Below are 12,403 nucleotides of genomic sequence, written 5' to 3'. Positions count from 1 at the left end.
TGCTAGTGTAATAAGGCTGAAGTCGTCATCGACATATAGTTTGCCTAAAGGAAAACTTTTTATGGTCCCGTCCTCAAACCAATGGTACACTAACAAAAAGCCTTCCCCCCTACGGGCGATAAACGTACGGTTTGACATTTGATTGTTCGGTATTCGCATTGGTTCGCCTTCGACCTCTACCGTTCCCCGAAATAGTCGATGCCCTTTCAGAGTTCGACGGATGGTACCCTCGATATGAATGGTGGCGGATTCGACTTCGGAGGCATTCTCCGTGCCCAGACGGTATTTTACTCCTTCCAGTCGTGCATCCACTTCACGCGGTAAGTAAAGCCAAATGCAAGCGGTTAAAGCAGTTAGAATGACTCCGAGTACGAGAAGCCAAACGACCTTCTTCCTCGTCAAACTATATTCACCTTTTACTGATTTAATTGTTGTTGCATTCATATAACACCACTTCCTTTACCGTCAATTGATATCTCAAGTATCTCCGAAACCGCCCCCTTCCACTAGTGGATTCATTCATTGATTGCGGATGATAAATATCACAAACGATCGTCGATCCCATGAAAAATCTCATGCCCGATTTCTCACTCACCGGCTCTCGTCCAAAAAGAAAAAACCTCCGCTGGGAAGTTTTCGTTCTGTTGAAATCCACCCTTTATGACCAATTTCTACCGGATAAATATGTTTCGTTTCAGAAAAAATGTTTCAAATTCGTCTCTACGGCTACCACTCGAACCCGACGGAGCTTGGGTTGTCCATTGCCCATCAGTTCGTCAAGGCGCATGGCGGGTTCATTCACGTTCGGAGTCGACCGGATGAGGGAACGAATTTTACGGTCTTTTTCCCCAGGGAAAGAACTGACAGTCAGGTGAATACCCTTCTCGATCCGGATCGCAATAATCGTGTTAAATTCAAATGTTGAGTTTTGAACAAAGAAAAACCGCCCTTTTGAAAAGGCGGTAAAATTGTCTCTTTTGTACTGCTATTTCATTCCTACTACAGCGGCGAACGCTTGAACGGCGGCATTGGCCACTTCCATGTCTTGCTCCATGGTGCCTCCGGCGACGCCGATACCACCAACGGTCATGCCTTCGTGAACGAGTGGGATGCCGCCTCCCAAGATGGTGACTGTCCCTTGGTTTGTCGTGTTGACCCCAAAGTGTTGACCGCCGGGAAGCGCCGACTGTGCTAAGTTAGCCGTGGGCATTTGCATGGCTACACTCGTCCAGGCCTTCCCCTTGGAGATTTCGATCCCGGCAATCCGGGCATAGTCCATCCGGTGGAAGGCGATCAAGTTCGCCCCGGCGTCGACGATTGCGATATCTAAGGCGAGTCCCATTTGACGAGCTTTCTGTTCCGCAACCTCGAGCAATTGTTTCGCAATCTCCAATGTAAGCAACTCAAACACTCCTTGTTGTTTTGTTTCCTGTAGAATATTATTTACTGAATTTACCAAGTTAGGGGCTGTCACATGAACATTTACGGCGTGGATGGAGTTATTTTGGTAACCTTTTACATTCCATTCAGCCTTTAGCGGTTGAACTTCTCCATGATCGTTCGTTGCCTTGCTCATAATCGTGTATTGACCTGGTTTTTGCGCATCCCACGCAAAAGACCATCTCCTCCATGAATAGGGAACATCAGAATCAAGTATGTTTGCTTCAGTCCAGAGTGTCCCGCCATCTGTGCTAATCTCTACTTTCGTTACAGAATGCTCACCAGCCCAAGCATACCCTTGTACCACGTGGGTGCCAACAGCCATCTCTTCCTCTTCTGTAGGAGATGCTATCGTTGAATTGATTAAAACTGGTGATAGCGGTAGTGCATGTTTGTAGTCGTTTGCTTTTTTTAGAATGACATAATCTATACTTTGAAAAGGTCCCTTGAATGGCTGATCTACAACTCTGATCCTATGCAGCCATTTAACAGATGCAACCGCATACCATCCAGGCACAATTAGTCTTATTGGAAAACCATGTTTATCGGAGAGCGGTTCACCATTCATTTCATAAGCCAGTAAAGTATCTGGGTGAAGTGCCTTGGCAACAGGAAGACTTCTTTTGAAAAATACTTGTCCATCCATGTCATTTCGCTGACCATAATCTAATCCTTCAAAAACAATCTCAGTCGCACTTGGGGATACACCTGCTTGGTCTAATACATCCTTCAGTCGAACGCCTCCCCAAATGGCGTTGCTTATCGCACCGAGCTTGAATTGGTTACCTTGTGCTTTCCTTTCAAATAACGAACGCTTGTTTCCTGCACACTCTAGTGTAGCGGATAGCGTGACCTTATTCATGTTTTTCAAATCAGCATACGTAAATTTAATTGGTTGATCCACTAATTCTTCAATTGAAAGGTACCAGGTGTTTATATCGATTGTTGGGTATTCAAAATGATTTCTTACGTAAAATAATTGATTCGGTGTAATGGTTTGGAGGTCGGCAACCATGGGGAATTCAAGATTTTCTGATGGCATATAGGAAACTGGGACCAAATGAATGTCGCGCATGAACAAATCCACCTCTTCAACTAAATATAGACAGAACAGCTCTAGAATTTATTTTTAGCAAAGAAACGTAATTTTAACCATCTTGAGTTACAAAATGAAAGATCGTAATTGACGGTTACTGAAGCTTAGTAAAACCATTAAGCTGCCACGGAGTTGACCGACGGTCTCGTTGTCGAGGGACGGGAAAAATATATCGATTGTATTGACCAGTCAAAACTTAATAACGGGCAGCTGCGAGGTATCTGCAGCTGCCGTTCCTACAAAGGAAATTTACAAATCTCAACACTTTATACCGAGGGTGCTCAACAGCCCCCCACCCACTTGAAATAGCAGTACAAGCCTAAGAACCTTGAAAATCCGGTTGCTCAATTACAGCCATATTTCAATGCGGGTTCCCTGACGAAGTGCACTGCTGACTTCAATCTCACCCTTATGAGCTACTACAATGTCATACGTAATGGCCATGCCCATCCAGAGCCTTTATGAAGCTCGGTTATAAGAAATGAAATACCACTTGTTCTCATATTTTCAATCAGCCTATGGTCAATACGAATGGGAAAAGACACCACTGAAATAACCTTTGCCCCATAAATCAATACCAATGTACTGGTTATATAGAAGATGAATCGCTTTTTAAAGGATAACGAGAATAGGTACTCCTATCTCGATTATTGTAATAAAGGCAAAGCTGGAATCAAGCATTCCTTGCTCCCCTTTCAACTTATTTGTATAACGTTACTTATGCTACTTGCGGCATATCCCGAATGAAATGCACCTAAACTGGGAGCTCTCCCTTATTTAGTGCCTGTTTGACTAACTTCAACCTGAGTCAATTTTCTAATGTAATACTCAGTGGGTGTAATACTAATTCCCCAGGACCGGTATTACTGAGAATTACCGACACTTTATGTCCTCGAGATTTGTAAAATACGTATTTATAATTTCGAAATTCGCAAAACAGCGCAGCCTTTGTCCCCGAGTTCTTTATTAACTTCAATGTATTTGGTGATAACCGTGTTTGCAGATTCGATGGGTGCATTCACAAGTCCCTCAATAGGTAAGGCTACCTTTTCTTCAAATGATTCCTTCCCTTGGGCGTTTACGATGCCGACAGATGTGGCACACCAATCAGGACGTTTTTGGATGGGGCTTTCCATCGAGTCCAATAAATTCGTCATAGGCATCAAAGATCTTACGAGCAATTGGAGCTGCTCCGTAAGCCCCAAAACCTCCGTCTGGTACGACAACGGCCACCGCAAGAACTGGATCCTCTGCGGGGGAGAGTGCGATAAATACAGAATTCTCAACCTTTTTCCTATCGCCGGCATCTTGTTCGGAAGTCCCTGTTTTCCTTAAAAAAGAGTATTTAAAATCATCGAAGCCTTGCACGGAAACTTTACTCATCCCTTCGTCGATCTCATCCCAGTACGCTTTCGGGAAGGAAATTGTATTTAAAATTTTAGGGGAAAAATCTTGTACGACTTTACCATCTTGACTCACGATTTTATTCACAAATTGAGGCTGCATTCGTTTTCCGCGACTACCTAACATGGCTGCATACTGTGCTAATTGCAGCGTTGTATACTTTGCTTGTTGTCCAAAAGAAGCTCGAATGAGTGCAGACTGTGGACTCGCACTTTCGGCTTCATGATAGTATTCAATTACGCCTTTAATTTCTCCCAGCAACCCACTTTCGGTTGACACGCCCAAGCCAAACTGTTTCATGTAGTTATCCCAGACATCTACGCCCTTCGTACCTTTATATTTCATGTATAACGGGTTTCCTACTTTCTCCGCCATAAACGTGTTGGACGAATGTGCAATCGCAGCTGCAGGGTCGATCAACCCATAAGCATGGCCTTGAGAATCGTGTATGGGTACCTGTGAGCCGATCTTGCCGAAATAATAGACACCTTTATCCATATAAGTGGTACTTGTTGTGAACAAATGCTCATTTAACCCGATTAAAACAGAAAGTGGCTTTTGCGTAGAGCCCAAGTACACGATTGATGACGGATGCCGATCGCGTTCCTCCTTAGTTGGATAGGGGGCATATGATTGACGAATGGTACCGTTGTTTTGGAAATCTGAGATGCTCGCTAATTCTTCGGTGCTAATTGATCCTCCTGACCATACATTGGGATTGTAATCTGGCATACTCGCCATTGCGACAACCTTTCCCGTTTTTACCTCCATAGCAACGGCATAACCCGTTGTTGCATCACTACCATCGCGCCACGGTACAGAAGTGGAGTGTTGCATATAAGCAAGATGATCCATGATTGCTTGCTGTGTGAGTAGCTGCACTCGCTTGTCAATTGTAAGGTAGAGGTTATCTCCCTTGACTGGCGTGGTTATGGTAGGTGGCCCGATGATCGTATTATGTGCATCCACGGGATAAATCTTAAGTCCGTTCTGACCGCGTAACACATCTTGATACATATATTCAAGACCGTCGACACCTACAGTTTCATCGTCAATGTATTGTATCTTCGCATCTTCAGCATTCGCTATATTCTCATATTTGCTCATGGTTTCTCGAACGCCTCGGAACTTTTTTAGATACCCGACCAATTGAACAGCGACTTTATCGTTATCATAATTACGTACACTTTCTTCTACTATATCAATCCCAGGATAAGCCTCTCGATTTTCAGCGAAAAAAGCAATTTCAGATTTTGATAGTCCGACTTTTATTCGGCGCGGCACCGCGTATGTATTCATGACATGATCCATATCCATACGTTTAATAATTTCCTCAAGGTTCAGGGCTTGTTTGGGATCACCATATTTCGTAAAAACTTCCAAAAGCCTTGTTGCTAATTGTGGGGCATCCTCCGTTTCAAAAGTAGATGGAATTGTAAAATACAGCGACTGTGTCGATGTTGAGTAGGCAATTGGAGCTCCCGTTGAATCTAAAATATTCCCGCGAATTGGTGGGATTTTTACTTTATTTGTACTGTTTTGATCAAACTCTTCTTGAAGTGTAGGACCATCAACAAACTGCAAAATGGCAAGTTTCACAATCAGTATGCTGAACAAGAGAAAGGTTACACCAAAAAAAGCATTCAATCGCATGGTGAATGTAGTTCGATTACGTTTAGTTTGATCCTCCTGATCCGTTATATTGCGCTTTATCATCTTTACTCTCCTTAAGAGATAAATCATCTATTTTTGGAAAAATGTGTTTTTACTAATAACGATTGTGTCCCCATGAAAGTTTCTAGTATGGTTCGATCTATTTATATTTTCAGACTAATTAAATTACAGCCAACTAACTGAGGTTTTCCACACAATCTCAAGAATTCATCGCCAGATAATATCTAAAACGTTTAGGCTTCCTCAGTTCGATCAGTCTTGTTTCGTTGATTCCGATATATCGTTCTACGCTCGTCTTTCAAGCTTCCAGACCAAAATCCCCTCCCGGTCGATAAGAGAAGTCACCTTAACGATGTCTATCTCGTATGTTACCTGAAGGGGATTAATTAGCTGCACGTACTATTTTGAGGGTGAGCTAGAAAGCTTATTCTGTGTCGGCTGCCGTCTGCCATGAACTCATACATCATGATGGATATGGAATCGATACAGTACCGTCTGGACGTTCAATAAAATTCGCAGTGCATCGTACTGTACCATAGGTTGAAGATTTTGGATCCATATCATATATGCAATATTGTTTTTCGACCTGATAAGAATCGCCATTTTTAACAATATGATAGTCTGTCGGAGGATAATCAAAATCTTCAGCATATGTTGGTTTAACTGATACTTTGAAATCGTTGTTATTGGAAGCCGTGGTGTTTAAGATTTTATAGTTAATGAGCTTAGTTCCATCTCTGTCTTTTGTATTCATTATTGCCTCGAAATAATCACTAATGATCTTATTTGCAGATGCAAGAGGCGCTTTTTCAAATTCTTGAGCGGACATACTTGTTCGTTCTTCGAATGATCTTGAATCTCGTTCATTGGTATTCGGCATTGTCAAAGCACACCCGGCAAGAAGCAAAACCGCGGCCATCCCCAATAGCGATATTTTTGCGTGCTTGTTATTTTTCGTGATCATAATGAGTCTCCGCTTTAGCTGATCTTTATTACTCAAGATACCCGCGGTTTGGACAAAGGGAGCTGACAACGAAAAATTTTCTAACAGTTTAATGATCGTAAACGCGTACGCTTCGGATTCATTAGCTTCAATATAAGACAACGCTTGTGAATCACACGCTATTTCCTGGTCTTCACGCATCTTGTGATACGCGAGCCATAATAACGGATTGAACCAATGCAGAGTAAGGACCATGCTCATGACCCAGTTAACAAAAATGTCGTTTCGTTTGATGTGTGAGAGTTCATGCAGAAATACGTATTTTAATTGATTTGTCGTCAATGTATGTACCACGTCTCGCGGTAGCAAAAGTTTGGGATGTAGGACACCAATTAATGTCGGACTCGTCACTAAATTGGTTTCGATAAGGGAAACGCTTCGATTCAGTTTAACCAATTTTTTGCAATGCTCGAATAACAGTACAATTTCACTTTCGACAATTAGTGGCTGCCGTTTCATCTTTAAGGCAAATCGAATATTGCTTGTCGCAAAGATAATGACTAGCATAATGGTTCCGATTGCCCAAACTAATGCCAGTACCAGCAACCACGTTGAGTCACCTGGGTTTGGAAGTGAACTGCTCATAACGTCTATTGGTTGTTTTGGAATCGTTGTAGTGCCGGTTACCGCGGTTGTCGGCAAATTACTTACCAGCTGCAGAAGCGATGTGTTCGTATTACTTGCCAAATGAACAACGTTAAAGATGCTAAACGAGCTTTCGGGAGACCAAGGAATGACAAGTCGCAGGGCAAGCAGCACCCAGAACAAATAAAGCGTGCGCGGTTTGATTCGAGACTTTAAAATCACTTTCGCAAGGAAAATGAGCAGCGTCAGCATTGATGCCATAATTGTTGTTGTCCAAACCCATTCCAATGCGCTAGTAATCAGAGCTGTCACGGATCAATCCCTCCTTTGCTCCAAAATGCTTTTAAGCTCATCTAAATCCTCTTTAGACAATTTTTCATCCTTAAGAAAGTTGACGAGCATTGGCTTCAGCGCTCCGCCGTATATTTTACTAAGGAATGACTGTGTCTCGGATTGAATGCATTCCGTTTCTTTCACAAGCGGATAGTACCAATATACTCTTCCTTCCTGGTTATAAGCGATGGCCGACTTTTCAACAAGCCTGTTCAAAAGTGTTCGAACCGTTTTTGGACTCCAAGCTTTACTTTCTGGCAAGTTTTCAATCACTTCATTTGCTGTTTTAGGTGATCTTACCCAAAGCACCTTCATGATTTCCCATTCCGATTCCGATATCCTTGGAATTTGTGACATCTGTGAACCCCCTATGATTACACATGTAATCCTTTTGCTTTTATATTACATATGTAATCCAACCTCGTCAAGTAAATCAAATTTCCACTAACACATCTTTCATTAAGTTTCCCCCACGGAAGATTACAGCAAAGGAGGAGTGCATGGCAAAGACGGAGTACCTATGATTATTGCTTCTTTAATTTGACAATAAATCAGGTGTTGCATAACGGAAATATTAAAATTGCGACTATGGCACAGGTATACGCGCTTCTCGGTGCTCTACAACACGGCAACGGTGACAGGGCCGAATCAACCGGAGACGCAGCGAAAGATCCTGCAGATCGCAGGCATAATGGTTGACACCGGCATCCTTAAAGAGTAGTAACAAAAGAGGGCTGACGAAATTTGACTGTATGCTTACCAACATAATCACTATGATGACCAACACTCCGGTACGATGGGGTAGTCCCAGCAGGGTCTTGTGTATTCAAAAGCGTATTGCAAAAAACATGCTGGCCATTCATTTTCGTTTCTGTCTATGGGCTTTGGAGGGCGGGTTATCCCCCCGAAGCCCTCCTCTCCAGATGGAGCGCAACCTTCTTCATGTTCTGTATGGCCGCGGTCATGATCGCCTATTCGGTCTCATTCCGTCCCCCCGCAAACGGCAATAGCGAAAGCAATGTTGAACTTGGCAATTTATTGATTCGCGCATATTATGACCAAGATTTGGAAAACCTCATGAATACGATTGGAGGTTGATGTATTCCATGTCTGAGGTCGGTATAAAACAGAATTTGGTGCAGGAAATAACAAAACGGCTTGGACATTCGTCTGATATGATCTGCCAAAGACTCAGCATGTACAACCGTTTCGAAGTCCACTGCCTCTATCTTGAGTCTCTGATTACCGACAATCGGGTGTACGAGCTCTTGATTAAACCGATTGTCGAGACCAATAATGCGGTTGTTACCGATACGACACATCCGCTGGACTGGTTGAAACAGAATATTCCTTATATCCGCAAAAGCGAGTTGACAGAGCTTAACGAATGTATTGACTCGCTATTAGAAGGTCAATGTCTATTGTTTCCGCCGGGTACGGGGATAGCCTTGGGATACGATGTTTATAATGCGAAATCGCGAATTACTTCTGAACCCAATTCTGAATCGGTCATTCGAGGTTCGCGTGAGGGTTTTATTGAGGATATCAATAGCAACGTCGCTTTGATCCGAAAGAGATTAAAAAGCGAACAGTTGGTGTTTGAAAGCTGGATGCTCGGCACAGTTACAAAAACTAAAATATATCTCGTATATATGAATGATATCGCCTCTGAGTCAGTCGTCGAAGAATTCAGACGGCGGCTTCATGCGATCCGTACGGACAGCATTTTGGAGAGCGCGTACATCGAAGAATGGATCCAAGATCGAACATATACTCCGTTCCCCCAATTGTTGAGTACAGAACGTCCAGACGTTACGGCAGCGAAGCTGCTAGAAGGCAGTGTTGCCATCATGACGGATGGAACGCCGGTTGTCATCTTAGGCCCTATTACCTTGTTCCAGCTTTTTATTTCTCCAGAAGATTACTATCAACGGGCGGATATTGCAACGTTGCTCCGTTGGCTCCGCATGTTCGCCTTCTTATTAGCGATTTTTGTACCCGCCCTCTATATTGCGATAGGTAGTTATCACCAGGAAATGCTTCCCACGACGCTGCTGATCAGTTTGGCTGCCCAACGGGAAGGAGTACCATTCCCTGCAGTGATCGAAGCTACGATCATGATGGTAACATTTGAATTACTTCGTGAAGCCGGACTCCGTATGCCGCGGATTGCAGGGCAGGCAATCTCAATCGTCGGCGCACTTGTGCTTGGGCAAGCGGCCGTTGAGGCGGGGATTGTCTCCGCCGCTATGGTTATTGTCGTATCGATTACTGCAATAGCGAATTTTATCGCGCCGAACTATTCTTTCGGCATTGCGCAAAGAATCGTCCAGTTCTTGTTCATGGCGTTGGCAGGTGTATTGGGATTATTCGGATTGTTATGCGGTACTTTTTTTTTACTGGTTCATCTGGCGTCACTGCGTTCCTTCGGTGTCAAATATTTAAGCCCTGTGGCTCCATTTGTCCTGTCCGATTGGAAAGATACGCTTATACGGGTTCCGAGACAATTCCTCAAAAGAGAGCAGAGGAGAATCCAAACATCGAAAGGTGAACAAAAATGAAATCCCTACTGGCTTTAATTTGCCTCCTCCTTTGCACGGGATGTTGGGATATGAAAGAGATAAATCAGCTTGCAATCGTTAGTATAGGAGGAGCGGATAAGGATCCAAAAACGGGTAAGAGTTACGCTTATTTTCAAGTTATCAACCCTACAGGTGCAACATCGAGAAATGTTGGCACTTCGAAAGCTTCCGTCTATACATATGAAATCGTGGAAACCAGTCCGGGCAGAATGACGGAGACATCAACCACCGCCGTACCTCGGATTATTTTTGGCGCTCATACCGAAAGCTACGTGGTATCGGAGCGTTATGCCAAACAAGGAATCGCGGACTTAATAAATTATCTGGAGTTAAACCCCGAGCGACGGACCAACGTTTTTTTGTTCGTGACGGATTCGCCTATTGTCGATGTTATGAACACCTATACGATCTTGGATAGACTTCCCGGCCAATTTCTTCGTTCACTTATGGAAATGCATGAGCGCAATTTCGGTTCCTCTGTCGCTCCAACTCGCTTAAAAGACGTTGTAGAGGGATTTTCTAGATTCCAGCCGATCATTGTCCCCATCATTCATCTGAAAGGTGCGACACCCGGATCCCGAACCGACCGGCTTGAAGATATAGAAGGAACGAAACAAGCACTGGTTATTACGGAAGGAGCCGTATTCATCCAAGGACGAATGGTAGGTCGTATGGATAGAGAAATTAAAAAGTTCTGCTTTATATTGACACGAAGAGCTTCAATGGCAGTCATTAGCTTTACTGTTAACGGAGCAAAAATTGATGTTGAGGCGCAGAACGCTCGAGCTAAGCTGAAACTAGATCGGTCATCGAATCGGTTGGCCCTGTCCATCAATGCGAAATTACGTATTCTAACCAACAATCAGGATACAAAAATAACGGAACAAAATCTGCATGAAATCGAACAAGCGTTCAACAAGAAATTTGAACGGGAAGCCGAGGCGGTCGTTGATTTTGGAAGAGAAAAAAATTGGGACCTCTTAGGACTACAAGACCGAGGCGTTGCGCCTGCGAATTGGAAGAACACCAAAATCACCTTTCATATCGATTCCAGTGTTATATCGACTGGAAATATTAACAAGCCTTACATACCTGGGGAGGTGGAGTAAATGGAAAATGCTAAATTAAGCGGCTGGCAAATCATGACGCTTACAATTTGTTTTGTCATCGGCACCACGTTTGTCGTTTTGCCTGGCGGTCTAATAGCTCATGCAAAACAGTACAGTTGGATGATCATAATTATAGCTTGTTTGTACGGTTTGATACTTGCATATGGTTGGTTATATCTAATAAATCGACATCCCGGATTAAGTCTTGTCCAGATTTCGGTCCAGGTTTTGGGTAAATGGTTCGGCGGGCTGGTCGCCGTCCTTTACATTTTTTATTTTCTGCAAATAGCATCCTGGGTGACTCGAAATATGAGCGACTTTATGCATATCAATCTGATGCCTCGAACACCGCTTTCCGTTTTCAACATCTTAGTCTTGATTGTTTGTGCTTATGCCGTGTCCAAGGGAATTGAGACGATCGCCTTTGTCTGCCAAATCGTTTTACCTTTCCTCATTCTATCCTTCTGGGTTCCGTATTCAGTCTTCCTCAAAGAATGGGATTGGCTCCGCTTTCACATGACTTCAAATATTGATTTCTGGCATGCCATGCTGGGGACCAAGTATTCACTAGGATTTCCATATATGGAGACTGTTTCGTTTCTCATGTTACTACCTTATGCTGGGCACAAAGCTAAAAAAGGCTTCATCATCGGTATCGCGGCTGCTGGATTGATGTTTGCGATTTCAATCTTTATTACGATAGGCATTTTAGGTGTATATCGAAGCGCTCACCTGACCTATCCAATTTACGTGATTTTCCGGGAAATGCAGCTCTCGAAATTCATTGAACACTTGGAGGCTGTTCTGTCCATTAATTTGCTGCTCCTCGTATTTCTGAAACTGAGTATTCTCTTTTACAGTGCCGTATTGGGCATTTGTCAGCTGTTCAAAATAAAAAACCGCGCCATCATCGCATATCCGACGATATGGGTGATATCCGCCTATTCCCTTTTATTCAAGAACTTTATTGATAATGTAGGGTGGGTTCAGAAATATCTATTCCCTTATTACACTCTGTACGGTGTTATTCTGCCGGCACTGTTGGTTGGAGGAACTTGGATACAAGAGGCTAGAAAACGACACACGAAGGAGCTTATGTCATGATCGGTCTCCTGTTGTTATACGTGGCTTTTCTCTTTGGAGGCTTATTACTTTTACGGAAAAAAGTAAACATGGC

The 12,403-nt window shown here is 43.3% G+C and carries 9 protein-coding genes; 4 read left to right on the top strand and 5 right to left on the bottom strand.

Translation table 11 applies throughout. The annotated features are described in order from the left end of the window. Window positions 1–444, bottom strand: a 444-nt coding sequence (locus AC50YL_RS35980) for a hypothetical protein (protein ID WP_494838234.1), incomplete at its 3' end; no start/stop codon positions are given. Window positions 445–703: 259 nt separating this feature from the next. Between AC50YL_RS35980 and AC50YL_RS35975 the strand changes: the two genes are divergently transcribed. After that, complete coding sequence (locus AC50YL_RS35975; RefSeq protein WP_494838233.1) at window positions 704–925, top strand: ATP-binding protein; 222 nt, start codon at window positions 704–706, stop codon at window positions 923–925. 60 nt (window positions 926–985) lie between these two features. Here AC50YL_RS35975 and AC50YL_RS35970 read toward each other — a convergent pair whose 3' ends face one another. From AC50YL_RS35970 to AC50YL_RS35955, 4 genes are all read right to left on the bottom strand, one after another. Beyond that, a complete protein-coding gene (locus AC50YL_RS35970) occupies window positions 986–2,515 on the bottom strand; it encodes a molybdopterin-dependent oxidoreductase (protein WP_494838232.1) in 1,530 nt (509 codons plus the stop codon). A 1,128-nt stretch (window positions 2,516–3,643) separates the two neighbouring features. Then, window positions 3,644–5,656 carry a peptidoglycan D,D-transpeptidase FtsI family protein gene (locus AC50YL_RS35965; protein ID WP_494838231.1) on the bottom strand — a complete coding sequence of 671 codons (2,013 nt, stop codon included), beginning with the start codon at window positions 5,654–5,656 and terminating at the stop codon, window positions 3,644–3,646. 421 nt (window positions 5,657–6,077) lie between these two features. After that, on the bottom strand, window positions 6,078–7,514 hold the full coding sequence (locus AC50YL_RS35960; RefSeq protein ID WP_494838230.1) for a M56 family metallopeptidase: 1,437 nt from the start codon (window positions 7,512–7,514) through the stop codon (window positions 6,078–6,080). Window positions 7,515–7,517: 3 nt separating this feature from the next. Further along, window positions 7,518–7,892: a BlaI/MecI/CopY family transcriptional regulator gene (locus tag AC50YL_RS35955; protein WP_494838228.1), complete on the bottom strand. Its 375-nt coding sequence runs from the start codon at window positions 7,890–7,892 to the stop codon at window positions 7,518–7,520. A gap of 749 nt (window positions 7,893–8,641) precedes the next feature. Between AC50YL_RS35955 and AC50YL_RS35950 the strand changes: the two genes are divergently transcribed. From AC50YL_RS35950 to AC50YL_RS35940, 3 genes are read left to right on the top strand one after another with little or no spacing between them, the layout of a single operon-like run. Then, window positions 8,642–10,096 (top strand): spore germination protein, encoded by a 1,455-nt coding sequence (locus AC50YL_RS35950; protein ID WP_494838226.1) that lies wholly within the window; start codon window positions 8,642–8,644, stop codon window positions 10,094–10,096. Between the two features lie 50 nt (window positions 10,097–10,146). Beyond that, window positions 10,147–11,226, top strand: a complete 1,080-nt coding sequence (locus AC50YL_RS35945) for a Ger(x)C family spore germination protein (protein WP_494838224.1) — start codon at window positions 10,147–10,149, stop codon at window positions 11,224–11,226. Further along, window positions 11,227–12,330: a GerAB/ArcD/ProY family transporter gene (locus AC50YL_RS35940; RefSeq protein ID WP_494838222.1), complete on the top strand. Its 1,104-nt coding sequence runs from the start codon at window positions 11,227–11,229 to the stop codon at window positions 12,328–12,330. The last annotated feature ends 73 nt before the right edge of the window (window positions 12,331–12,403 follow it).

This window comes from Paenibacillus sp. J22P277 (assembly GCF_059383675.1).
This window is presented reverse-complemented; position numbering and strand designations above follow the sequence as displayed.